We start from the raw sequence: 24,788 nt of genomic DNA on the forward strand, positions 1-24,788 counted from the left end.
GTGATCCCATGACCCTGCAAACAACTTTGCCGGAGGACCCTTTGCGCCCTCAACCGGCCTGGAAAAGGCTTTTTTATCTCATGCGCGTCAACAGCGCGGACCCGACGCTGTTACTGGCGCTGCTGCTGCTGGTCGTCTTCGGTTATCTTATCCTCGCCCCGGTCCTGCTGCTGTTGGTCGATGCGGTGACGGTGCATTTCGCCGATCTCGCACGCACCCGGCAGGAACTGGGCGATTTGACGCTCTACTACCTGAACCGCGTGCTTCTTTCGCCAATTTCGCGGGATCTCTTCTGGTGGCCGCTTGCCCATACCGCGATCATTTCGGCTGCAGCCATCATCATCGCATTTCTGGTGGGTGCGCCGATCGGCTGGCTGCTGAGCCGGACGGATTTGATGTGCAAGAAGTGGTTCTCCACCGCGCTGCTCGTGCCTTACATGTTGCCATCCTGGACATTCGCACTTGCCTGGCTGACGCTTTTCAAGAACCGCACGACCGGTGGTCAACCCGGCTGGATGGAGACACTCGGTTTCACTCCGCCGGATTGGCTTGCCTATGGTGCGCTACCAATTTCGCTCATCTTGGCACTTCATTACGCACCCTTCGTCATCCTGCTGTTTGGCAATGCGCTCAAGCAATTCGACACACAGCTGGAAGATTCCGCGCGTAGCCTCGGTGCGAGCCCTACCGTTGTCGCACGCCGCATTATCCTGCCGCTGATGATGCCATCTCTGGTCTCGGCAACAACGCTGATTTTCGCCAAATGTCTCGGTGATTTCGGCGTTGCCTATGTGCTCGGTGTCCCCGTTGGTTTCGATGTGCTCGCAACCTCGCTGTTCCGCGCCATCTCCACCAGCCAGGCCGGTGCGTCTGCCGTGCTTGCTGGCATGATCGTACTTTTGGGGGCCATCTCCATCGTCATCGACATGCGGCTTTTGAGAGAAGCCAAACGTTTCGTGACCATTGGCTCGAAAGGCTCGATGGTCCGTCAGACGCCGCTGGGCAAATGGCAAATTCCGGCACTCACCTGGGCATTCACGGTATTCGCCATCAGCGCAGCCATTCCGCTTGTCGCCCTGACGCTGACGACTGTCATGCGCGTGCCGGGTTCGTTCAGTCTTGATAACTTCACGCTCGATTACTGGATTGGCACCAATCTTGGCACAACCGCACTGCATCAGGGTATCTTGCTGACGGGTGAATTCTGGCTGGCGCTGTGGAACACGGTCTGGATGGTCGGCCTTGCCGCCACTGGCGCGGGCCTGCTTGGCTTGCTGGTCGGTTACGCCGTGGTTCGCTCACCGGTACCCTTCGTGTCAGTGGCGCTGCGGCAGATCACCTTCCTGCCTTATCTCGTGCCCGGTATCGCGTTCGCTGCGGCTTATCTCTCGATGTTTGCCGTTGCCCGTCCACCACTGCCGGCACTTTACGGCACGCCGATCATCCTTGTCCTCGCCATTCTCGCAGACCAGATGCCATTCGCCTCGCGCGCCGGCATCTCGTCAATGATGCAGCTTGGCAAGGAACCCGAGGAAGCCGGGCAGATCGTCGGTGCTGGCTGGTTCCGCCGCATGCGCTCCATCGTACTACCGATCCAGCGCGGCGCATTGGTGTCGGCAATCCTTCTGCCTTTTATATCCGGCATCAAGGGCCTCAGTCTTGTCGTGGTGCTTGCCGTTCCAGGCACAGATCTGCTCACGACCTACGCAATCCGCCTCGTCGATTACGGCTACAGCCAGGCTGCCAATGCAGTGGTTGTGATGCTCTGCATCGTCGCCTTCACCGGCACGATGCTCGTCCAGAAAATCGGCAAGGCCAATCTCTCAGACGGCATGGGAAGCAAATAATGTCCAGCATTACCCTAGAAAACATTCGCAAAAGCTATGGTCGCAGCGGGCCTGCCGCGATCGGCAATCTCAACATGGAAATCGGTGCATCCGAGTTCCTTTGCCTGCTCGGCCCGTCCGGTTGCGGAAAAACCACGACACTGCGCATGATCGCAGGCCTTGAACATCCCACCGACGGTCGCATTCTCGTGGATGGCAAGCCTATCGTCTCCGTTGGTGACGGCGTTTTCACCGTTCCAGAAAAACGTAATATGGGACTGGTCTTCCAGAACTACGCGCTGTGGCCGCACATGACGATCCGCGACAACGTCGCCTTCGGCCTGACATTACGGTCGATACCGGCCGCCGAACGCAACGCCATCGTTGATCAGGTCATGACGAAACTGGGCATCGCACGATATGCGGATCGGTACCCGGCACAGCTTTCGGGCGGTCAGCAACAACGCGTTGCCCTGGCCCGCATGCTGGCGTTGAAACCTTCGATCATCCTGCTCGACGAGCCGCTGTCAAACCTTGATGCCAAGCTGCGTCTGGAAATGCGTGCGGAGCTCAAGCGCATTCACGCGGAAGCCGGTTCAACCATCGTGTTTGTTACCCATGACCAGTGGGAGGCAATGACACTCGCCACCACCATCGCTGTTATGAGTGAGGGAGAGTTGCAGCAGATCGGCACGCCTGACGATATCTATGAGCGTCCGGCCAACCGCTTTGTCGCCGAATTCGTCGGCAGCCTTCCCATTAACATCATTGAGAGAGCTGAGGGTCAGACCGGCCCGTTGCATGTCTGGCTGAATGGCGTTCTCTCGCATTTCGGCATCGACAGTGCGGCCGTCGCTTCGGCCGGCATCAGACCGGAAGCCACACGTGTGGGTGTCCTGTCTGATGAAGAGGCCAGCCGCTGCGCGGCCGGACAAGGCACCATCGTTGACGTCGTTCCGACCGGCGGCAGCTGGATCGTCGAACTCGACGTCGAAGGAGCCAGCTTCTTCGCCATAGCAACTGAAAACCCGCACATCGCCGCAGGCGAGCGCATCCATTTCTGGGTCGAACGACAGCACCTGCATCTGTTCGACCAGGAGAAGAAACGTATCGCCCGCTAACGGGGATGCGAAATCAAAGGCAGTGGAGGAAAACTATGCCTAAAACATCAATCTACATGCTGGCTAGCATTTCCGTTCTGGCAATGGGCCTTTCAAGCGCCCAGGCACAGGACGTCAAGGAAATCGGCATTCCCGATAGCGAATATTCGCTGGACGCGCTGATTGAGGCCGCCAAAAAAGAAGGGCCGATCACCGTCATCGACGCCACCGGCAAGATCGTCTCGATGGCCGAGAATTTCTCGAAGACCTACGGTCTGAAGGCAACCGGCGTTAAGATGAGCGGACAGGAACAGGAGCAGGTTATCGCTCGCGAAGCCGCCGCTGGCAACGTCCGCACTGACGTCTTCAACATGAGCAACTTGCCATCGGTGGCAAGCCAGATCCTGCCGCAGGGTTTCGGTGTTTCTTGGTTGGCACCTGATCTTAAGGATAAGATCCCGGCTGAATATCAGAGCCCAGCAATCACCAGCAACAACCCTTGGGTCTTTGCCTACAACACCGACGTCAACGGTGAGACCTGCCCGGTTAACAATCTGTGGGCCCTGACCACAGAGGAATGGAAGGGCCGCGTTGCCATTCCGGATCCATTGCTTCGCAATGAAACGATGTTCTGGTTCAACCAGCTGGCAACCCATGGCGACGACGCGATGCGCGAAGCCTACAAGGCGCAGTTTGGTGAAGACCTGAAGACCGATGAGGCAAGTGCAACGGCAGAGTGGGTCAAACGCCTCGCCCAGAACAAACCGAAGGTCACCAAGACCGATACGGATGTTGGCCCGATCGTCGGTGCCAAGGAAGAAAAGCCACCTGTTGGTTTCCTCAGCGCAGCCATCTTCCGTGATGCGAAGAAAGACGGTTATGGCATGGGCATCTGCAAGGAGATGAAGCCTTGGATCGGCCAGCTTACACCGCGCGTTGCTGTCATCGCCGCTGGAACCAAAAGCCCGAACGCTGCCAAGCTTTTCGCGCGGTTCATGATGACTGAAGAAGGCATGGCGCCGCAGCTCGGTGACGGAAAGATCTCCACCAACACGGAGGCCAAGATGCCTGAAAGCGAAGTCTCCGGCATCGCGAACTTCGTTGACCTACTCTACGTCAACCACTCCGAGACCACCCAGGACGACTTTGCCAAGCTGCAGGATTGGCAGGATTTCTGGCTGAGTAATTCCCGATAACAACGACGCCCCACGCCATGGCTGGCGTGGGGCATCGCCGTTACGTTTGGCGAAACGAATAGGCCGCTCTAGCGGGTAAGTCTTTGCTTTAACGCACGGACAACCGACGCATCGGTACGTCTGACCGTTGAGGCGGAAAAACCGAATGCAACCACCGCGGGATCGGTAATGTCGACTGTGGTCGAGCAGGATGAGTGAAGCTCTGAGACCGCAACTGTCTCCAGTATTGCGTCAACAGTGCCGAGATTGACGCCGCCGCCGGGCATAATACGGATACGCCCATCGGCAATGTCCATCATTTTTCGCAGCTCGCTCAGCCCCTTTGGAACAGACGTTGCTCGACCTGACGTCAAAATACGTTCGAAACCGCAGGCAATAGCAATTTCAAGCGCTTCCTCCAGATCGGGAACCAGATCGAACGCACGGTGAAGGGTTCGCGGCATGCCCGGAACTGCTTTCGACAGTTTTTTCATCGCTTCAGTGTCCAGCCTGCCATCGGCCAAATTTACGCCGAAAACAACACCCGCAAGACCGCAGGACGCGGCAAAGCGGATATCATCCTCCATGACAGCCAGTTCGTCAGGGCTATAGACAAAGTTTCCGGCCCGTGGACGGATCATCGCATAACACGGTACTGGAGTGCGTGCCGCAAAGGTCATCAATCCGGCAGAAGGCGTCATGCCGCCCAGGTCGAGCGCACTGCATAACTCGATACGATCCGCTCCACCCTCAATCGCCGCTTGAAGGCCTGCAATGTCATCGACACAGACTTCCAGCAGAATGTCTGTCATCTGATGGCATTGCCGTCTTCGCCAAAACGATGCGTCGCACCGCCATTGGGAGAGGCATAGACCACATCGTCAGGCTCGTAGGCATGTTCTCCGAACAGGCGCACGGTCAACAGGCCAATGCTCTCGCTTTCGAGATAAACGATGGTATCGGCACCAAGGTGTTCGACATGCACGACCTTGCCCGACCACGTGCCGCTTTCACGTGAAAGGGTCATATGTTCCGGTCTGATGCCGAGGGTTTTATAACCACTCTCGCCCAACCGGGCAGCGTCGATGAAATTCATCTGTGGCGACCCGATAAAACCAGCAACAAACAGGTTGGCCGGACGATTGAAAAGCTCCATCGGCGAACCGATCTGTTCGATGCGACCAGCATTCAACACCACGATCTTGTCAGCCAGCGTCATAGCCTCAACCTGATCATGGGTCACATAGATCATTGTTGCCTTGAGGCGCCGGTGCAGCCGGGCAATTTCCAGACGGGTCTGTACGCGCAGTGCCGCATCGAGGTTGGAAAGCGGTTCATCAAACAGAAACAATGTCGGTTCGCGCACAATGGCGCGACCAATGGCAACACGTTGTCGCTGTCCTCCGGACAGTTCAGCCGGGCGTCGGGCCAAGTAGGGTTCCAGCGACAGAAGCGACGACGCCATAGCGACACGAGATTCAATTTCGGCCTTCGGCGTTCCTGCCTGCTTGAGACCAAGTCCCATATTGTCCTTGACCGTCAGATGCGGATAAAGCGCGTAGGACTGGAAGACCATGGCGATGCCGCGTTTGGCCGGCGGCACGTTGGACACTTCGCGACCATCAATAACGATTTCGCCAGCAGTGATATCTTCCAAGCCCGCAATCGTCCGCAACAGCGTGGACTTGCCACAGCCGGAAGGTCCGACAAAAATCACGAATTCCCCGTCGTCGACCTCGAGGTTGATGCCTTTCAGCACATCCACCGTACCAAAGGACTTCGCAACAGATTTGAGTGTCAGTTTACCCAAAACAATTCTCCAGATTCAAAGGTCGACCATTCGGCCGGTTCGCACACTTTCGTCTGCGGCAAGACATATGCGAAGCGATTGCACAGCGTCGGTCATGTGGCGGTCCAGATCAATGTCCTCGCGGATGGCCTTCAACACATAGGCCTGTTCCAGATCGCACAACTCCTGGTGACCCGGTTCACCCTCCATCTGCAGAAACTGATCCGGAGCGGCAAATGTACCATCGGATCTGGTTTCGGCCTTGTGCAGGCGAATGGTCGACGTCTTTGTGTGGGTATCAATGTCGTCGGACTTTGCATTCGGATCCATCACGATGGACACGCAGCCATTCGGCGACATCACATCCTTCACGAAAAACGCCGTCTCCGAGATCATCGGTCCCCAGCCCGCCTCGTACCAGCCGATCGAACCATCCTCGAACATCACCTGAAGGTGGCCGTAATTATACATGTCAGGGGCGATCTCATTGGAAAGTCGCAAGCCCATGCCTCGAACGGACACCGGCTTCGCATCGGTGATCTGGCACATCACATCGACATAATGCACGCCACAATCGACGATTGGCGGTGTAGTCTGCATTAGCGCCTTGTGCGTTGCCCAGGTATGACCTGATGACTGCTGGTTGAGGTTCATGCGGAACACATATGGACCGCCAAGATCGCGAGCGAGCGCGATCAATTTCACCCAGGATGGATGGTGACGTAGAATATAACCTACGACCAGCTTGCGGCCGTTGGCACGGGCACAGGCAACAACGCGCTCAGCATCTGCGACGGTGGTTGCCAAGGGTTTTTCCACGAAGACATGCGAGCCTGCTTCCATTGCCTGAATGGCAAATTTGGCATGGCTATCCGAGTAGGTGTTGATCGAACATAGGTCCGGCTTCAGTTCGCTCAGTGCCTCATCGAAAGATGGCAATATCTCACGTCCCGCGAGGGCTGCAGGCAACTCAGGCGTTGAGCGATTGACGAGGCCGACAATCTCAAAACCCGGATTGGCCGCATAAGCCAGGGCATGGCTCAAGCCCATATTGCCGAGACCGGCCACGAGAACCCTAAGTGGCTGCGCGCTCATTTCACTGCTCCTGCCGTAATGCCGCGGATAAGCTGCCGCGAGAAGATGGTATAAAGGACAAGTACTGGCGCAATGGCCAACGAAAGCGCTGCCAGCACTGCATTCCAGTTGGTCACGAATTGTCCGATGAAGATTTGCGCACCTAGCGTGATCGTTTTGGTGGCTTCGCTGGGCGCCAGAATCAGCGGAAACCAGAGGTCATTCCAGATTGGGATCATGGTGAAGACGGCAACGGTTGCCATGGCTGGGCGGATCAGCGGCAGGACAAGCCGGAAGAATATCCGGTATTCGGAAAGCCCATCGATACGTCCGGCATTTTTCAGATCGTCAGAGACCGTGCGCATAAACTCTGACAAAATGAAGATTGCCAGCGGCAGGCCTTGCGCCGTGTAAACGAGAACGAGCGCCGTTTTGGTGTTGACCAGTCCGGTGGCGACCATGCCCTGCAAGATACCGATGGTGCCAAGCCGGATCGGGATCATGATGCCGAGCGCCATATAGAGACCCAGCAGGGTATTGCCGCGGAAACGGTATTCCGACAGCGCAAAAGCAGCCATCGCACCAAACAACAGGACGAGAGCAATCGCCCCGATTGTGACGACGAGAGAGTTCTGCATGTACTGGACGAAATCGCCCTGCCCCAACACCGTTGTATAACCGACCAGGTCAAACGTCGCAGGTGTCGGTGGCTGCATCGGATCCCGGAAAATCGCATTTCGCGATTTCATCGAGTTCATGATTGTCAGCACCACCGGAAACAGAGAAATCGCGGTGTAGGCCAGCAGGATTGCGTGAGCGGACGCCGTACGGGCAAAGGAAGATCGTGCTTTCGACATTCTTTGCTCCTTAAAATTGATAGCGACGCATGCGACGCTGAATGGCGAAAAGATAAAAGCTGACGCCGGCGAGAATGATGAAGAACATCACGGTTGCAATGGTTGCGCCCATCGAGCGGTCACCGAGCTGAAGCTGGAAACCGAAGAACGTGCGGTAAAGCAGAGTACCGAGAATGTCGGTCGAACCATCCGGTCCGGCGAGCGCCCCTTGCACGGTGTAAACCAGGTCGAAAGCGTTAAAATTGCCGACGAATGTCAGGATCGAAATGATACCGATGGCCGGCAGGATAAGCGGCAGCTTGATCTTCCAGAATTGGCTCCAGCCGGTAATGCCATCCATTTCAGCTGCTTCGATCACCTCGTCAGGAATATTGAGCAAAGCTGCATAGATCAGCATCATTGGAATACCGACATATTGCCAGACAGAGATCAGGGACACGGCAATCAGCGCCGAGTTCGGGCGACCAAGCCACGGTGCAAACAGGCTCTTCAGATGAACCAGATCAAGCAGCATAGGGGCGATGCCCCACAAAGGCGACAGGATCAGCTTCCAGATGAAACCGACGATAACGAAGGACAATAGCGTCGGCAGGAAGATCGCGGTGCGGTAAACCGCTGCAAAACGTAGCTTCGGTATCGACAGCAGGGCCGCCAGCGCGATGCCTATCGGATTTTGCACCAACATGTGAATGATGAAAAAAATCGTGTTGTTGGTCAGCGCATTCCAGAAGCTGGCCGCCCAGCGTGGTTCACCGAACAACGTCCTGAAGTTCTGTAACCCGACAAAAACCCTCTGTCCATCCACCTCAGTGAAAAAGGAAAGCCACAACGTGCTGCCAAGCGGCACGATCATGACCGCCGTGTAGACGAGAAAGGCCGGCAGCATAAACAGGAATATGTGCCAACGAACGGGGCGTCGGCTGGGCCTTTGATCGGTTGAAGTCATGTCGGCGCTCATTGAACCAGCCCGGTTAGCATGAAGAAAATGGATCGCGCCATCGTGCAGATGCAACGATACAGGATCGACGTTATAGCGATAGTGATTTTCGGTCAGTGCCCAAGGCGCTTATAAACGCCTTGGGCAAGGGATTATGCCCTTACTTCGCTGGCTTGTACCAGCTGTCGAGGCCCTTCTGCAGCTTTTCAGCGGCCACAGCAGGCGTGTCGGTACCGTTGATCACGTTTGCAGATTCAACCCAGGTTTCATTTTCCAGGTTTGGCGTACCGCGCGACAGGATCTGGTAGGTCGAGCGGATTGTCGGCTTGCAGGTTTCGCGCCATGACACGAATTCCTGCGCCAACGGATCGGCCATCTTGACGGCTGTCTTGTTCAGGCTGAAGAAGCCCGGCAGCGCATTGGCGTAAAGATCGGCAAACTCTGCCGAAGCAACCCATTCGAGGAACTTCGTGGCTTCTGCAGCATGTTCCGATTTTGCATTCAGACCGATACCGATGTCGGTGTGGTCAGAAATGTAGCAGGTGTCGCCTTCCTTCTCGACCGGCGGCGGGAATGCGCCCATCTTGAACTGTGCCTGCGTGTTGAAGCCGGAGATTTCCCAGGAACCTGCCGGGAAAATCGCTGCGCGACCCAGCGTGAACATGTTCTGGCTGTCAGGGTAGGTCTGGGCTTCAAAACCGTCGCCGAGGTAGTCCTTCCACTTGGCCAGAACCTCATAAGGTTTGACCCAGTCGGCGTCGGTCAGCTTCTGCTCGCCCTTGATCAGTGCCAGACGGCCTTCTTCACCCTTCCAGTAGTTCGGACCAATGTTCTGGTAGCCCATGGTTGCGGCTTCCCAAAGGTCCTTCGTACCCATGGCCATAGGCACATAGGTGCCGTCGGCCTTGATCTTGTCGAGGGCAGCGAAGAACTCGGCCTGGGTCTTCGGCACTTCGATCTTCAATTCGTCGAAGGCGTCCTTGTTGTAGATGAAGCCATGAATTACCGAAGCCATCGGCACGCAGAAGGTCTGGCTACCATCGTCCGTAGACCATGCTGCCTTGGCGACGTCGGAGAAGTTCTCCATACCGCCATTCTTGGTCAGGTCAGCAAGATAGCCCTTCTTGAACAGTTCAAGCGACGCATCGAAAGGACGGCAGGTGATGAGATCACCGGCAGAACCGGATTCCAGCTTGGCATTCAGCGCGGCGTTATATTCCGTTGGCGCCATGGGCTGAAAGACCACCTTGATGCCGGGGTTCTTCGCCTCGAATGCCGGAATAAACTTGTCTTTCCAGATAGCGAGGTCGTCGTTGCGCCAGCTTTCGATGGTCAACGTTACGTCCTGCGCCAATGCAATATTGGCATAACCGAGAAGGCTTGCTCCCAGCAGCAGAGCCTTGGTGATATTACGGGTCATCGTTCGTTCTCCCTCTTGATGTGACGCCATCTTGGCGTCCAGCAACTATAATTTTTCCGTCTTATCCGCCGATCAGTGCGAGCGCACGGCGGACATTCTGGCCACTTTGCGAAAGCAGATCTTCGGCTGATTTTTTGTCGCCCGCCCCCTTGGCAAGCAGAATAGCAACCTTGACGGAGCCGGACGCCTTTTCCACCAGCCGTCCAGCCTCTTCCGTCTCAATCCCGGTCACGCCGGCAACAATCCCTGCCGCACGTGCGATGAGCTTTTTGTTGTCGGCCCGCAGATTGACCATGTAGCCGTCATGCACGTGACCAAGCCGGATCGCCATCAAGGTCGAAAACATGTTGAGAGCGATTTTCTGTGCGGTACCAGCGCCCATGCGCGTCGAACCCGCCACGAATTCCGGCGGGGTTTTAAGCATAATAGCAACCTCGCTCAGGCTGAAGAGTTTCGCGTCCGCATTGTTGGCAATGCCCACAATACGCGCGCCTCTTTCCTTTGCGACTTGCGCAACGGCCAGCGCATAGGGCGTCGACCCACTGGCAGAAATGATGACAACGCAATCTCCTGCTGCCATCACCGCTTCAGCATCAAGGCGACCTTGCTCAACATCATCCTCGGGACCACCTGGCATTTCAGACAGATTGGCTGTGCCGCCAGCAAACAATATGGCGATCTGCTCTCGCTTGATGCCGAATGTCCCTGGCAATTCCAGCGCGTCGGCCAGCGCCATCAGACCAGAACTTCCTGCGCCTGCATAGATAAGCTTGTGGCCAGACGAAATGGCTTCCGCGGCAAGCGTCGAGGCCGCAGCAATATCATCCCGCGCCGCGTCCACTGCGCGCGCTGCATCCTGCTGTCCTCCGCTCAGAAGGGAGAGGATCTCACTCGACACCATGGTGTCGAGGCCCTTTGCCCTGTCCTGCAAACCTTCCGTTCCGCCTGCAATCATTATGAAACTCCCAATGAGCAGATTTAATGCCAAAAAAATACCACTTGTCCAGCGTCTTTTAATTTTTCTTTTATTTTTGGGCCAGTGGCGCGTAACGAACGAACCATAATCGCCTATTTTGATTGGATTTTTAAGAAAAACAGAAAATTACCGAGCTGCCACTTGGAAATTGGTATTTTGTTGGTATTATCAATTGAGGAGACAGTTCATGCATCGATATCTCGTGGGAGTCGACGGCGGCGGCACGAGTTGCCGGGCAGCGGTCGCAGACACTACTGGCAGAATTCTTGGACGCGGCAAAAGCGGCGCATCCAACATCATGACCGCGCCTGATATCGCTATTCAAAACATAACCAAGGCTGCACAAGCCGCATTTATCGATGCTGGCCTTGCGCCTGAACTCATCACAGAGGCCTGCACATATCTCGGTCTTGCTGGTAATAATGTTGAAAACACAGTTTCCTACGTGCTGCCGCGTCTGCCATTCTATGAGTCAGTTATCGAGTCGGACGGGCTCATTGCGCTTCAGGGTGCACTTGGCGACGGTGACGGATCGATTGCCATTCTTGGAACGGGTACGATCTACATTGCCCGCATCGGCACCGACGTTCGTTACATCGGCGGCTGGGGTTATTATCTCGGCGACCTGGGAAGCGGTGGCAGGCTCGGGCAGATGGCGCTGCAGGAAACACTGCTCGCCTATGACGGCATAGCACAACACACGCCGATGACGCATGCGCTGATGGGCGAGTTTTCCAATGACCCACGCAAAATGATTGCCTTTTCACAAAGCGCAATTCCGGGTGATTTTGGTCGCTACGCACCGCGTGTTTTTGAATTCGCAGCGCAGGGAGACACAGCGGCGCTTGCGCTGCTCAGCCAATCTGTTGGTTCCATTGATCTGGCGCTTGATCGGGTGGCCGAGATATCCAATGGCGGCAGGCTTTGCCTGCTGGGCGGATTGTCGGCACTTTATGCACCATACCTTGCAGAAAGACATCAGCAACGTCTGGTTCAACCGGCAGAGGACGCTCTCTACGGTGCAATCTCGCTTGCCAAAGACACTTTCTTAAAACACGCGGAGAATACAGCATGACCCTGGCGCTGTCTGACCTGTTTTCTCCCGATGATTTGCAGGCGAGCGGCAGCGGCCCGCTTTACATCAAACTGCGTCAATGCCTGGAAAATGCGATTTTGTCCGGTCGGCTGACACATGGTCAGGCCCTTCCTCCAGAGCGTGATCTTGCCGAATTTGCCAATGTCAGCCGCGTCACTGTGCGCAAGGCGGTCGATGATCTGGTGAAGGATGGCCTTTTGACCCGCAAACACGGCTCAGGCACATTCGTCATGCGGCCGGTTTCCCGGCTTCAGCAGCCACTGTCTCAACTGACCTCGTTTAGCGAAGATATGGCACGGCGCGGTTACGTCACGCGCTCCGAATGGCTGGGACGCGGTCTGTTTTCCCCGTCCCCGGACGAGATGATGATGCTTGGCCTGAAGGTCGGCATGCTGGTTGCACGTCTGGAGCGACTGCGTATCGCCAACGAATTACCGCTTGCCATTGAGAGGGCCAGCCTCGCATCCGACATATTGCCGGAACCGAAAGTCATCGAAGCATCCTTATATGCCGAACTTCGCCGCACCGGTTACAGCCCTGTGCGTGCCGTCCAGCGGATTTCGGCGTGCAACGTCAATCGTGAGGATGCAGCACTGCTCGCCGTTCCCGAAGGGTCGGCTGGTCTTGCAATCGAACGAATATCCTACCTCGACTCCGGCCGGGTCGTGGAACTGACCCGCTCGCTTTATCGCGGCGATGCCTATGATTTCGTCGCGGAGATGACGCTGACGGACGGCTGATCAAATTCGGTAAATGTGACAAGGAAGAATAGATATGCCGACAAATATGCGACGTGAAATCAATGAAATTCCAGAAGCAGCAGAACGACTGCTCACACAGTCGCATGGCGTGCTGCAGGCCACCGGCAAAGCACTGCGCGAAAGGGATCCAGATTTCCTCATTACCATTGCACGCGGCTCGTCCGATCACGCCGCACATTTCCTCAAATATGCCATCGAGCAGCAGGCTGGTCGCGCAGTGGCATCGATTGGTCCTTCGCTTGCTTCGATTTATGGCAAGTCGCTGAAGCTTGATCGTGCGGCGGCAATATCCATTTCCCAATCGGGAAAAAGCCCTGACATCGTCGCACTCGCCCGGTCAGCAGCACAATCCGGTGCGCTGACGATTTCACTGACCAACACCAAACCGTCACCGCTTTCCGACGCATGTGCCCATCCGGTTGATATCAATGCGGGTCCGGAACTTGCGGTCGCCGCCACCAAGTCCTTTTTCAACTCAGTGCTGGCCGGCCTGGCCGTACTCTCGGAATGGACACTCGACACCGAACTTCAAAAGTCGATCCGGCAGCTTCCAGAAAAGCTCACACAGGCTGTTGAGCTGGATTGGCACGAGCTTGCCAATGAGCTTGGTGAAGCTGAATCACTTTACATGCTTGGCAGAGGCCCCTCGCTGGCGATTGCGAGTGAAGCAGCCCTGAAGTTCAAGGAAACATCGGAAATGCATGCCGAGGCCTATTCCAGCGCCGAGGTTTTGCACGGCCCGATCGCACTTGTTGACCGCCGTTTCCCGGTCGTGACATTCGCGGCACGCGACGCTGCCCTTTCCTCTGTTCTAGCAACTGCGGATGGTCTTGCTGAAAAGGGCGCACTGGCTTTCATCTCTGCCGATGGCGCTGCTCACGCACGGCGTTTGCCGTTTATTGAAACCGGCCATCCCTTCACTGATGCCCTTGCGCTGATCGTACCGTTTTATGGATTTGTTGAATCATGGTCGCGCGCTCGTGGGTTTAATCCGGATGCGCCTGCAGCGCTTAAAAAAGTGACGGAGACCCACTGACCATGGCAACTGCACTGACGAATGCACGGATTTTCGACGGGCATGACTGGCACCAGGACAAATGCTTACTGATCAATGACGGCAAGGTTGCCGGTCTGCTGATAAAGAATGACATTCCCGCCGACACACGGCTGGTGGATGCGGCAGGCTTGATCATTGTGCCGGGCTTCATTGACCTTCAGGTCAATGGCGGCGGCGGTGTGATGTTGAATGACGAGCGCTCGGTCGATGGCATTCGCCAGATTTGTGCCGCCCATGCAAAGTTCGGCACAACGGCCCTGCTGCCAACGTTGATAACCGACACACCGGAGATAACCGCGTCGGCCATCGAAGCCGGTTTAAAAGCGAAGGCTGAAAAGGTTCCCGGATTTCTGGGGCTGCATCTGGAAGGACCGCATCTTTCCGTTGTGCGCAAAGGCACACACCATCCGGAGCTGATCAGGCCGATGGAAGACACCGACCTGCAACGCCTTCTGGCGATCGGTGGCAGTTTCGACGCCTTGATGATTACGATCGCACCGGAAAACTCCACGCAAGAACAGGTTCGTGCACTTGCCAATAGCGGTTTCATTGTCAGTCTCGGGCATACCAACGCGACCTATGACATTGTGAAGGATTATGTCGCGGCGGGGGCACAGACCGTGACCCATCTGTTCAACGCCATGAGCCAGATCGAAAACCGCGCACCGGGCCTGGTGGGTGCAACGCTTGATCTCGGAGACCTTTCCACCGGCATTATCGCCGATGGTTTTCACGTTCATCCCGCAGTGATTGATCTTGCTCTACGCGCCAAGCGTGGACCCGGACGGGTTTTCCTCGTGACCGACGCGATGTCGAGCATCGGCACGGATTTAACTGGCCTGACACTCAACGGGCGTCAGATTTTCCGCAAGGATGGACGCCTGACGCTAGCAGATGGCACGCTCGCCGGTGCAGACATCGATATGCTGTCATCGGTTCTCTACGTTCATCGGAAACTGGGCCTCGAATTCGAAGAAGCAGTACGGATGGCCAGTCTTTACCCGGCAAAAGCCGCCCATGTGGCGGACCGGAAAGGCCGATTGATGAGCGGATATGATGCCGATTTTGTTGTGCTGAGCAAAGACCACCAGTTGCGACACACCTGGATCGGCGGCGAACAGGTCTATACCGCCTGACGACAACATCGACCTCGAGGTCGATCTCGATGCGTTACTGCGTTCTACGTTTCGGCACGATTATTCGTGTCTGACGCACCCTTATGCCGCACGTGGTTCCGCGCTCAGCTTCATCAATCGACCACTCACCAAAGCCAGTGTCTCCAAACCCGATGACGATCTCCAAATGGCAGACGTAATCCGAAAACGTGACCCGACGTCAGTCTAACTATGGACGCAGAACAATAGATGAGTATATTAGTATAGTTTATTAAGTTGTCTGTGGAAGCCTTGATGCATACCAAAGCAGAGTTCACACCAAAAATGCAGACCAATGTTCATTCTCTGCGAACGTTGGAACCGCTTTCATGGCGACGCTTTGCCGGCACAATTGCCGATGTATGGTCCATCCGCGGCAAGGCAGGAGCTGGCGGCTTCTACGTGTCTCCGGATCCACGCATCGTCATAATGCTGGATGACGACATCCCAGCCCATTCTCTAACGACAAAGAAAGATGCCGATGAAAAACGCGGCGTGGGCGCGTTTTATATTCCAGCGGGTGTGCCTTTATGGAGCCGGCTGGAAACGGCCCAGGATTTCAGCCATATCGATTTTCATTTCGAGACGTCGACGCTTCATGCGCGCCTAGGTGCCGCAGGCATCAACGGCGACCTGACAAAACCGAGATTTATCGGTTCGAATGACGTTCTGGCGACGATCGGCCGGATGGCGGCAAAGGAAGTGCGCCAACCAAGCCGTGGCGACATGATGCTTGATGGCCTGTTCAGAGCAGCGCTGGGGGAAATTTTCACCACGGCAACCGATGTCATCGCCCCAGCTCCCGGCAATCTCACACCCCACAAACTTTCAGCACTCAAGCGCTTTCTTCAGGAAAACATGACGCGCCAAGTCACCGTCGCAGAAATGGCCACCGTTGCGGGCCTTTCTCCGAGCTGGTTTGCCCATTGCTTCAGCACGCAACATGGAGAGACACCGCAGCGCTGGCAGGCGCGTTTAAGGCTGGAAACAGCCTGCGAAATGGTGGCGGAAACTTCCATGTCTTTCGCAGAGATCGCTCACGCCACCGGTTTTTCCGATCAGGCCCATCTATCACGCGTGTTTCGTGCGAAATACGGCCAACCGCCATCGCGCTGGAGACGTGAGCGATTTCCAAAGCCTTGTTCAAAACGCAACAGCCCTGTTCAAGACATTATTTAATAGTGGAGTTAGACGCTCATGATATTTTCTTTGGGGGTATCATGATGTTGCACACCAAATCGACCGCATCTCTCATGCTGGGCGTCAGCCTTTCCGCGTTGCTTTCCGTCTCCGCCTTTGCGCAAGATGAGCAGAACGGCACTCGCTCGACGTTTCTGGGCGTGATCAACGTCACGGGCGGCGAAAACCCCACAGCCCCATTGGAAAGCAGTGTTGCAAAGATTGCAGCAACCAGCAAGACGAGCCGTACGATCCTTGAGACGCAGTCCTCCGTTTCGGTCGTGCCCCGCGCTCAGATCGATGCGATTGGTGCCACCAACCTTGCCTCCGCCCTTCGATATTCCGCTGGCGTGATCACCGAGAACTATGGCGGTGACCCGCGCTTCGACAGTCTCTATCTGCGCGGCTTCAACCTGGAAAACGACAAGTTTCTCGATGGCCTGCGCCTGATGCGTTCAACGCAGTTCCCCACCAGCGCGCCGTCATTCGAGCTGTACGGTCTTGAGCGCGTTGAAATATTGCGTGGCCCGGCATCGGTTCTTTACGGTGCAGGCACACCCGCAGGTCTGGTCAACTCCATCCAGAAGCGCGCCCAGGCCGACGGCGATTTTAGCGAAGTGGGCGTTGGTTTCGACACCAACAGCTCCCTTTCGACATTCGGAGATGTGAACCGTGTCGTAAACGAGGATTTCGCCTATCGCCTGACCGGTAAGGTCAGCAACGAAAGAACTGATGTCCACGAGATCGACAACAAGCGTCTCTATCTCGGACTTTCCGCCAGCTATGCGCTGGGCGATGCAACCGAACTGGAACTGATGGGCAGCCTGCACAAAGACAAGCCGATGACGCCAACCGGCGTACCGGACAGTTTCGTGGGCGTTTATAACGACAAGGATCTGCGCGATTTTTACTTCGGTGACGACTCCGTCGACGATAGTGACCGCACCATGGGAACCCTGTCGGCCGGCATTACGCATGAGTTCGAAAACAACTGGAAGCTGAACGGCACCTTCCGTTATACGAACCATGACTGGAACTATCACAGCATGTACCTTGATCCCGCAACCGGCAGCTCGGTGGGACGCGGCATCATCACGCAGGACGAGTCCTTCAGCGCCCTTGCAGCTGATGTCCGTCTTTCCGGCGAAGTTGACACCGGTGACGTAACACACAACCTCGTATTCGGTCTCGACGCCCAGAAGCTGCGGGAAAAGGCCTATACCGGCTTTTCCTATTCCAGCGCCATCGATTATCTTTCCCCAACCTATGGCGGTCTGAGCATCGCGGCCCCATGGTATACGGCCAACAAGAATGTCGACGCGACGCAAGTCGGCCTTTATGCACTGGATGAATTGGCGCTTGGCAATTGGCGTGCGACACTCGGTTTGCGCCAGGAATGGACAGACCAGTCCGGTGCCAACGTGACCAATTTCGGCGGCACGACGAATTTTGACCGCCGCGACCATCAGGCAACCGGCCATGCTGGCCTGGGTTATGTCTGGGATAGTGGCGTCGCGACCTACGTCTCCTACTCCACCTCGTACCTGCCCCAGCCTGGCGTTGATATTGAGAATGTCGCGCTGAACCCAACGCATGGCAAGCAGTGGGAAGTGGGTGTGAAATACGAACCCACAGCCTTCGACGGCCTGTTTTCCGCTGCGCTCTACGACTTGCGGGAAACCGACCGTAACACAACGGTGTTTGAAGATATCGGTGGCACCACGATCTCCGGTATCCGTCAGATCGGCGAGGCACAGGTTCGCGGTCTTGAACTGGAAGCCGCGGCAGAAATTGCAGACGGTTGGACGGTCAAGAGTGCTTATACCTATTCTACGACCGAGATCCTTGCAGGTCTGAACTCTGGCAACGAGCTGGCGAACACCCCACGCCACGCCGCAAGTATCTGGCTGTCACACACAATCAACAATGGCGCGCTGGAAGGCCTGACGCTCGGTGCCGGTGTCCGTCATATCGGCACGCGCTTCAGTTCCGATGCCAACACTCTGAAGCTGGACGCTGTAACGCTTCTCGACCTGGGCGCAAGCTACAAGTGGGACAACGGTCTGGTCGGACGTCTCAACATCTCTAACGTCACGGACGAGGCCTACATCTCGGCAATCGGTCTCAACTCGGCCTATTTCGGAAACGGCCGCAACATACAGGCGAGCCTGACCTATAAATGGTGAATGGTGCCCACCCGGGCGATTTGACCAGACGCACACTTCTCGGGGGCATGGCTTTGGCCTTGCTTCCCCGGAACGCTGTTGCGGCAGGCTCATCATCCGGACCACGGCTTGCCGCAATTGACTGGGCAATGGCCGAAACCGCAGCCATGCTGGGTCATCCACCAGCGGCGATTGCCGAATTGCGCGGTTTGCGGCGACTTCTCGACACTCATGTGCCCTTAGATACCGTGGATCTGGGCCTGCGCGGTTCGCCAAACCTCGAGGCGCTGAGCCTCGTGGCACCAGACCTAATTCTCTCGTCGAATTATTACGCGACCTTCGCACCGAAACTGGAGCGCATCGCGCCTGTTTTTTCGCAGTCGATCTTCGTACCAAGTGAACCAGTCCTGCCGAAAGCAATGGAACTGATAGCCAGCATGTCGGAGCGGATGGATCTACCCGAGCTCGGGCAAAACACAGAGCGCGCCGCCGCTGACGCCATCGCATCTCTGAGCAGGCGCGTTCAAAGCTGGAGTTCCAGACCCTTCCTCCTTATCGAGATCGGAGATCCGCGTCATGTCCGCGTCTATGGCACCGACAGCCTGTTTGGCGGCATGATCGAGGCAATCGGGCTACGCAATGCCTGGGGAGCTGGTACCCGGTTCTCATTCGCCGCTCCCGTCCCGATGGAAAACATTGTGCAGTTTCCCGATGCCTGGCTGGTCATAACGGGCGATATACCCGTCCAGACAGAAAACGGGCTTTCCCGCTCGGCGTTATGGAATGCGGTGCCGCCAGTACGTGCCGGTCGGGTCTTACGGATAGGCGACATGAACGGGTTTGGCGGCATGCCTTCAGCACTTCAGTTCGCACGAGAACTGACGCGATCGCTGGAGGAAAGGGGATGAGACTATGGCCTCTGGCGACCGGAAGCGTCATCGCAGCCGGTCTTTGGTTTCTTACTGCATTAAATGCCCTTCCCATCACAAACTGGCCGACCCTGCCTTGGCATGCCACCGACATGACGATTGAGCAAATCCTTCTGGCCTTCGGTCTGGTCCCCCGCGCGGCGGTCGCCCTGCTTGTCGGTGCACTGCTGGGATTGGCAGGCGCGTTGATGCAGGCTGTCCTGCGTAATCCCCTGGCTGATCCGACCACATTGGGTACAGCCGCTGGCGCACAACTCGCCATCGTTATGGCCACGGTATTTGCCCCCGGCTTGCTGGCTGGCGGCAATCTGCTGATCGGGCTCTGTGGCGCGGCCGTGGCAACCCTTCTTGTGATGACGATCGGTGCGCAAAGGAATTATGCGCCGGTGACAATCACGATCACCGGCATGCTGGTGGGAATGCTTGCATCGGCAGTTGCCATGGCAGTCACCCTCTCACAAGGACATTACCTGCTGACACTGGTTTTGTGGAACGGCGGTGCGCTGACACAGAATGATTTTGTTCCTGCCTTGCGTCTTTTTCTATGCCTGCTCGCAGCGCTGGTTGGCGCCGCTTTGCTCGCCCGGCCACTGGCCGTCATGTCTCTCGGCGCGGAAGGTGCCCGGGGTCTCGGCTTGAAAGTAGCGGGACTGCGCTTGGTGACCCTGTGTCTGGCAGTTCTTCTCTCGGCATTCGTCTCAGCGGAGGTGGGATTGGTCGGCTTCGTCGGACTGGCGGCGCCGGCAATCGCCCGCAGTCTCGGCGCCCGCACCATTTTGCAACGGCTGATAATTGCGTCAGTGTCCGGAGCCCTGCTGCTGTCGCTCACCGACAACATCCTGTTGTTGGTCGCCGCATTCGGCGGACCTTCCCTGCCGACCGGAGCATTGACCGGACTGATCGGCGGGCCGCTGCTGATCTGGCTTCTTCCCCGAATGCAGGCAACCGTACCGCAGACGGCCGAGGATGGCAGGCACACCCAGCCGCGCTCCGACAATCCGGTCCGGCTTTTGAGCATTATCACCCTTCTGACAGGCGTCACTTTCGTTATCTGCCTGTTTACCGGACGTGGTCCCGAAGGCTGGAATATCGTGCCCTCCGCGCTGCGCGATACGTTTTTACCGATCAGGGCGACAGTGCTGGTCGCCGCCGCGTCAGCCGGCGCGCTGCTTGCCATTTCGGGTGCCGTTCTGCAACGATTGACGGCCAATCCGATGGCTGCGCCCGAGGTTCTGGGTGTCACCGGAGGAGGCGCATTGGGCTACGCCGCCACGGTCTTTCTGGTCACAGAACCATCGGACCTTGCACTGGCGCTTGGAACAGCTGCGGGCGGCACGCTTGCCCTGGTAAGCCTTTCAATCTTTGTACTGCGCCGGGACATGGCACCGGCCCGGATACTGCTTGCCGGCCTGGCGATTGGAGCGCTGGCCTCTGCCGTGTTGATGGCGATCATGGCATCGAGCAGCCCTCAGGCCTGGTCCATACTCGGATGGCTGGCGGGCAGCACTTCTTCGGTCACGTCAGGTGGGGCAACAATACTTGCAACGCTGGCTCTTGCCCTGCTCTTAGTCCCGCTCATTGCGGCACGCTGGCTGGAAATGCTGCCGCTTGGTACAGAAACGGTATCGGCGCTTGGGCTTCCTGTCCGGCGTGTTCAGTTCCTCCTTATCATGACTGCGGGACTTGCGACCGGGGCGGCCACAACCTTTGTCGGTCCTGTCAGTTTCGTTGGCCTGATGGCGCCGCATCTCGCCCGCAGTGCCGGCCTCGTCCGCCCTCGGTCTTTCCTCTTGGCCAGCTGGATGCTCGGGGCCCTGCTGATGGTGCTTGCAGCCTTTGGCGCGCGCACCGCCACATATCCCTATGAACTGCCTATCGGGCTTTTCGCAACGCTCATCGGCGTGCCTTGGCTGTTCATTCTTCTTCTCAGGAAAGGCCAAGCATGACCCTCTTCGCTTTGTCCGGCGTGAGCTACAACGTCCCAGGCCGCCAATTGATCGACGGGCTCGATCTTGAGCTTGAGCCGGGCGTCGTGACCGCGCTCGTCGGGCGCAACGGCTCGGGCAAATCGACGCTCCTCCGGTTACTTGCCGGACAGGCATACCCATCCGCCGGCTCCATCGCCTATCATGGGCGCGCGCTTACCGACTGGCGCCGACAAGAGCTCGCCCGCGACCTTGCCTATCTGCCACAGGTCACGCCGCCAGCTGAAGGCATGCAGCTAGGCGAACTCGTTGCACTCGGCCGGTACCCCTGGCGTGGTGCACTGGGGCGCTTAAGATCGGAAGATAGACAAGCCATCGCATCTGCCGTCGCGCGATGCGGCGTGTCGCATCTGACAGAACGGCTGGTCGACACGCTGTCAGGCGGAGAGCGGCAGCGCGGCTGGATCGCCATGATGCTGGCGCAGGGCGCAGGTACCTTGCTGCTCGACGAACCGATCTCCGCGCTGGATGTGGCGCATCAGGTGGAGGTCCTCGGACTGGTGCACGATATGTGCCGCGAAACGGGGCTCTCGGCCGTTATCGTGCTGCATGATGTCAACATGGCCGCCCGCTACTGCGACCGTGTCGTGGCACTTGGTGGGGGCAAGCTGCTGCTCAACGGCCCCATCTCACACCTCATGACCCCGGACGCACTGATGCAGGTTTATGGACTGCCTATGACGGTGGCTTTGCAGGACGGTGATGTCTTCGCCCTTCCGCGCAATCAGCGGATATGCAAAGAAACGCCCTAGGGGCCTCCCATCTATCCAAAACCTGTCAAACGGCAAGCTTTCAGCCCAATCCTTGGGGATTGGGAGATGGCTTCAGTGAATGCGACGACGGCTTTTTCGTTATTAGGATTTACGCGCCGAGTTTCAGTTTGTAACCAAGGTGCGTGGCGACGAAGCCAAGCTTTTCATAAAATCGGTGTGCATCGGGGCGGTCCTTGTCGGTGGTTAGCTGCACGAGAGAGCATCCGCGTTGACGGCACTCTTCGATTGCCCACTCAAACATCGCCTGACCAATACCAGCTCCCCGGTGTCCCGCACGTGTGCGAACGCCCTCAATCTGACCGCGCCAAGCACCCATTCTTGCGATGCCAGGAATGAAGCTTAATTGCATCGTGCCGACCAGCTCACCGTTGAGCTCTGCGACAACCTGCATTTGGTTTGGATCGGCAATAATTGCCTGTAGCGCCGAAACGTAGCGCGGGTTTGGGGGCGTGCTGCTGTCTTCTCGGTCTTTTCCGAGGATATCGTCCGCCAGCATCGCGACGATGGCGGCTAGATCCTCGATTTTCGCGGCACGGAATTTCAACTCTGTCATCTACAACTCACCTTATACAACTGAGCACGGTGATTTCTCGCCCACTTCGAAAAATCAAACCATGATGTTTTCTAAGCCGCTTCTCCACCAAACGACAGCGGCAGATTAAAGTCGTGGTGGATAGAATGCGAAAAGAGCAATGACCGCGATGGACAGAAACACAAATCAGGTTTAAAGCCCCCAGCAACAACGCTTGTCGTTGTCGGCGGGTGATTAGCTCAGTTGGTAGAGCAGCTGACTCTTAATCAGCGGGTCGTAGGTTCGAGCCCTACATCACCCACCAAATTAACAGATCTCACAGAACACTCTCCTCGACTTACACACACTCTCTCAACCAGCGCCCTTTCGCTTCGGCACGATCATTGGTGTCTAATGTTGATCGTCGAACACCGGCACAACTGGCGTCCGAGGACTTTGCATATTTTCTCCAGAAACGACCGGGCGCTTTCTTCTTCCTGGGGAACGGCAACAGTGCGCCGCTTCACAGCCCTGACTACGACTTCAACGACCAGATCATCGCAACCGGCGTCGAATTCTGGTGCCGGCTCATACGAGCCGCAACGTAAGACCAACTTGGCTGGTCATCCTCACCGTGCGGGCCAGTTCCAGCCAGGCGCCTCAATGTCTCCAGCCACGGTTTCACCCAGCACCTTGCTGAGCATCACCATCATGGCCTTACCCTCTGCCTCCAAAGCCGAGACCAGTTCATCCGCATGGGAAACGACAATAAGCTGTGAGCGGTCGCAAGCCCGCATGATAAGGCGCGACAGTGGCGCAAGCAGGCTTGGATGCAGGCTTGTCTCAGGTTCATTCAGAACCATGAGCGATGGTGGACGGGGTGTCATCAGCGCTGCGACCAAAAGCAGATAACGAAGCGTGCCATCGGACAGTTCGGCAGTTGAAAGCGGTCGCAGCAACCCCCTCTGCAACATCAGTAGCTCGAAGCGGCCACGGTCCTGGGTAATTTCGACGGTGCTTCCCGGAAAAGCATCATCGATAGCGGCGTGGAACCCCGCAGCGTCACCGATTTCCAAAATGGTAGCAACTGCGGCGGCAAGATCTGCTCCATCCGACGACAACACCGGCGTGCGGGTTCCCACCTGCATTTGCCGGACTGGTGCGTAGGGGTCGGTGCGGAAATGATCGTAAAAGCGCCAGCCGTTCATGCGCGCACGAAGATAAAGCAGTTCAGGCAGGTTTTTCGGATCTGCCGATTGCGTCATCATGCTTTCAAAAGATGGCAGATCACGGATCAGCACCTGACGCTGCCCCCTTGCTGAAAGCACAGTAACAGCGGGGCCTGCACGTTCTGCGAATGCATTGCGTCGGCTCAAGACCTCACCCGCCCAGACTGCCTCCGCCTTGATGACAGGATCGAGCGAAAAATAGCTCGGCGGCGGTGGCGGCACCGGCAGGCCGAGATCGATGGCATAACCGTAGTCTTCAGATGCAAACCCCAGTTTCAAGGCAACCGGATTTTTGCGCACGGTTCCCTGCAAGGGTACGCTGCCATCCTTCATGCCACGCGAAAAGGCTTCCGGCCCGGCCCAGATTGTAGACTGCAATCCGCCTTCCGCCGCCAGCGAAGCAATGGCCCGGCCTTGCGCAACATCGGCAAGAAGCCGAAGCGCCCGATAAAAGCTCGATTTGCCTGAGCCGTTTGCGCCGGTCACGACGGTCAGCCTATCTAACGGCAAAACCAGATTTCGAAGAGAACGATACCCTGATATGGCGATGGTCAAAATCATAGGTGGAAAGCTCTCACAAATTGCAAGGGCAAGGCAAGAGCTGTCTCACTTCGAAACTGAACAGCGTCAGTCGTCGCATACCGTCATCGGCAGAAAAGAATGTGCAGCACACCGGCTCGATCAGACCGACAACTCACACGAGAAATCAAAAAAAATCCTCAGGCATAAATCATCTTTTAAAGCCTGAGGATTTTTGTATTATGTGTGTTTATAAATCATTTTTACTTTAAGGGA

At 56.8% G+C, this 24,788-nt stretch carries 23 protein-coding genes and 1 tRNA gene; 15 read left to right on the top strand and 9 right to left on the bottom strand.

Annotated elements, in window-relative coordinates; translation table 11 throughout:
• Nucleotides 1–8: 8 nt before the first annotated feature.
• Genes IB237_RS12130 through IB237_RS12140 form a run of 3 tightly spaced genes read left to right on the top strand, consistent with a single transcriptional unit; the run spans nt 9 to nt 4,122 of the window.
• Nucleotides 9–1,847, top strand: a complete 1,839-nt coding sequence (locus IB237_RS12130; protein WP_192488941.1) for an iron ABC transporter permease — start codon at nt 9–11, stop codon at nt 1,845–1,847.
• Entirely contained in the window at nt 1,847–2,947 is a 1,101-nt protein-coding gene (locus IB237_RS12135) for an ABC transporter ATP-binding protein (protein WP_192488942.1), read from the top strand. Before IB237_RS12130 ends, IB237_RS12135 begins: the two co-directional genes overlap by 1 nt.
• Before the next feature lie 35 nt (nt 2,948–2,982).
• Nucleotides 2,983–4,122: an ABC transporter substrate-binding protein gene (locus IB237_RS12140; RefSeq protein WP_192488943.1), complete on the top strand. Its 1,140-nt coding sequence runs from the start codon at nt 2,983–2,985 to the stop codon at nt 4,120–4,122.
• Nucleotides 4,123–4,190: 68 nt separating this feature from the next.
• On the opposite strand, the gene IB237_RS12145 is transcribed toward IB237_RS12140, so the two are convergent.
• From IB237_RS12145 to IB237_RS12175, 7 genes are all read right to left on the bottom strand, one after another.
• Nucleotides 4,191–4,913 carry a copper homeostasis protein CutC gene (locus IB237_RS12145; protein ID WP_192488944.1) on the bottom strand — a complete coding sequence of 241 codons (723 nt, stop codon included), beginning with the start codon at nt 4,911–4,913 and terminating at the stop codon, nt 4,191–4,193.
• Nucleotides 4,910–5,911, bottom strand: a complete 1,002-nt coding sequence (locus IB237_RS12150) for an ABC transporter ATP-binding protein (RefSeq protein ID WP_192488945.1) — start codon at nt 5,909–5,911, stop codon at nt 4,910–4,912. The genes IB237_RS12145 and IB237_RS12150 overlap by 4 nt, the downstream gene beginning before the upstream one ends.
• 15 nt (nt 5,912–5,926) lie before the next feature.
• Nucleotides 5,927–6,985 carry a Gfo/Idh/MocA family protein gene (locus IB237_RS12155; RefSeq protein ID WP_192488946.1) on the bottom strand — a complete coding sequence of 353 codons (1,059 nt, stop codon included), beginning with the start codon at nt 6,983–6,985 and terminating at the stop codon, nt 5,927–5,929.
• Entirely contained in the window at nt 6,982–7,821 is an 840-nt protein-coding gene (locus IB237_RS12160) for a carbohydrate ABC transporter permease (protein WP_192488947.1), read from the bottom strand. The genes IB237_RS12155 and IB237_RS12160 overlap by 4 nt, the downstream gene beginning before the upstream one ends.
• A 10-nt stretch (nt 7,822–7,831) precedes the next feature.
• Nucleotides 7,832–8,767 (bottom strand): carbohydrate ABC transporter permease, encoded by a 936-nt coding sequence (locus IB237_RS12165; RefSeq protein WP_371815308.1) that lies wholly within the window; start codon nt 8,765–8,767, stop codon nt 7,832–7,834.
• Nucleotides 8,768–8,918: 151 nt separating this feature from the next.
• The gene (locus IB237_RS12170) at nt 8,919–10,178 is read right to left on the bottom strand and encodes an ABC transporter substrate-binding protein (protein WP_192488949.1); all 1,260 of its coding nucleotides are present in this window, start codon (nt 10,176–10,178) and stop codon (nt 8,919–8,921) included.
• 61 nt (nt 10,179–10,239) lie between these two features.
• Complete coding sequence (locus IB237_RS12175) at nt 10,240–11,133, bottom strand: N-acetylmuramic acid 6-phosphate etherase (RefSeq protein WP_192488950.1); 894 nt, start codon at nt 11,131–11,133, stop codon at nt 10,240–10,242.
• Between the two features lie 208 nt (nt 11,134–11,341).
• Between IB237_RS12175 and IB237_RS12180 the strand changes: the two genes are divergently transcribed.
• From IB237_RS12180 to IB237_RS12220, 9 genes are all read left to right on the top strand, one after another.
• The gene (locus tag IB237_RS12180) at nt 11,342–12,229 is read left to right on the top strand and encodes an N-acetylglucosamine kinase (protein WP_192488951.1); all 888 of its coding nucleotides are present in this window, start codon (nt 11,342–11,344) and stop codon (nt 12,227–12,229) included.
• Nucleotides 12,226–12,990, top strand: coding sequence for a GntR family transcriptional regulator (locus IB237_RS12185; RefSeq protein ID WP_192488952.1), 765 nt, complete (start codon nt 12,226–12,228; stop codon nt 12,988–12,990). The genes IB237_RS12180 and IB237_RS12185 overlap by 4 nt, the downstream gene beginning before the upstream one ends.
• A gap of 34 nt (nt 12,991–13,024) precedes the next feature.
• The gene (locus IB237_RS12190) at nt 13,025–14,047 is read left to right on the top strand and encodes an SIS domain-containing protein (protein ID WP_192488953.1); all 1,023 of its coding nucleotides are present in this window, start codon (nt 13,025–13,027) and stop codon (nt 14,045–14,047) included.
• Complete coding sequence (gene nagA, locus IB237_RS12195) at nt 14,044–15,204, top strand: N-acetylglucosamine-6-phosphate deacetylase (protein ID WP_371815325.1); 1,161 nt, start codon at nt 14,044–14,046, stop codon at nt 15,202–15,204. Before IB237_RS12190 ends, nagA begins: the two co-directional genes overlap by 4 nt.
• A 273-nt stretch (nt 15,205–15,477) precedes the next feature.
• Nucleotides 15,478–16,401 (top strand): helix-turn-helix domain-containing protein, encoded by a 924-nt coding sequence (locus tag IB237_RS12200; protein WP_192488955.1) that lies wholly within the window; start codon nt 15,478–15,480, stop codon nt 16,399–16,401.
• Nucleotides 16,402–16,442: 41 nt separating this feature from the next.
• Nucleotides 16,443–18,587, top strand: coding sequence for a TonB-dependent siderophore receptor (locus IB237_RS12205; protein WP_210323928.1), 2,145 nt, complete (start codon nt 16,443–16,445; stop codon nt 18,585–18,587).
• The gene (locus tag IB237_RS12210; protein WP_210323929.1) at nt 18,581–19,474 is read left to right on the top strand and encodes an ABC transporter substrate-binding protein; all 894 of its coding nucleotides are present in this window, start codon (nt 18,581–18,583) and stop codon (nt 19,472–19,474) included. The genes IB237_RS12205 and IB237_RS12210 overlap by 7 nt, the downstream gene beginning before the upstream one ends.
• Entirely contained in the window at nt 19,471–21,441 is a 1,971-nt protein-coding gene (gene fhuB / locus IB237_RS12215) for a Fe(3+)-hydroxamate ABC transporter permease FhuB (protein ID WP_192488956.1), read from the top strand. The genes IB237_RS12210 and fhuB overlap by 4 nt, the downstream gene beginning before the upstream one ends.
• The gene (locus IB237_RS12220; protein ID WP_192488957.1) at nt 21,438–22,232 is read left to right on the top strand and encodes an ABC transporter ATP-binding protein; all 795 of its coding nucleotides are present in this window, start codon (nt 21,438–21,440) and stop codon (nt 22,230–22,232) included. The genes fhuB and IB237_RS12220 overlap by 4 nt, the downstream gene beginning before the upstream one ends.
• Before the next feature lie 109 nt (nt 22,233–22,341).
• Here IB237_RS12220 and IB237_RS12225 read toward each other — a convergent pair whose 3' ends face one another.
• Entirely contained in the window at nt 22,342–22,806 is a 465-nt protein-coding gene (locus IB237_RS12225; protein ID WP_192488958.1) for a GNAT family N-acetyltransferase, read from the bottom strand.
• A 207-nt stretch (nt 22,807–23,013) separates the two neighbouring features.
• Here IB237_RS12225 and IB237_RS12230 point away from each other — a divergent pair.
• Together IB237_RS12230 and IB237_RS12235 are read left to right on the top strand one after the other, a co-directional pair.
• A tRNA-Lys gene (locus IB237_RS12230) sits at nt 23,014–23,089 on the top strand.
• Between the two features lies 1 nt (nt 23,090).
• Nucleotides 23,091–23,372 carry a M20/M25/M40 family metallo-hydrolase gene (locus IB237_RS12235; protein ID WP_371815326.1) on the top strand — a complete coding sequence of 94 codons (282 nt, stop codon included), beginning with the start codon at nt 23,091–23,093 and terminating at the stop codon, nt 23,370–23,372.
• A 21-nt stretch (nt 23,373–23,393) separates the two neighbouring features.
• Here IB237_RS12235 and IB237_RS12240 read toward each other — a convergent pair whose 3' ends face one another.
• Nucleotides 23,394–24,554 carry an AAA family ATPase gene (locus tag IB237_RS12240; protein ID WP_192488959.1) on the bottom strand — a complete coding sequence of 387 codons (1,161 nt, stop codon included), beginning with the start codon at nt 24,552–24,554 and terminating at the stop codon, nt 23,394–23,396.
• On the opposite strand from IB237_RS12240, the gene IB237_RS12245 reads away from it, so the two are divergent.
• Nucleotides 24,535–24,741: a hypothetical protein gene (locus IB237_RS12245; RefSeq protein ID WP_192489463.1), complete on the top strand. Its 207-nt coding sequence runs from the start codon at nt 24,535–24,537 to the stop codon at nt 24,739–24,741. The genes IB237_RS12240 and IB237_RS12245 overlap by 20 nt on opposite strands.
• Nucleotides 24,742–24,788 lie beyond the last annotated feature (47 nt).

This window comes from Agrobacterium sp. AGB01 (genome assembly GCF_014851585.1).
Classification (GTDB): Bacteria; Pseudomonadota; Alphaproteobacteria; order Rhizobiales; family Rhizobiaceae; genus Agrobacterium.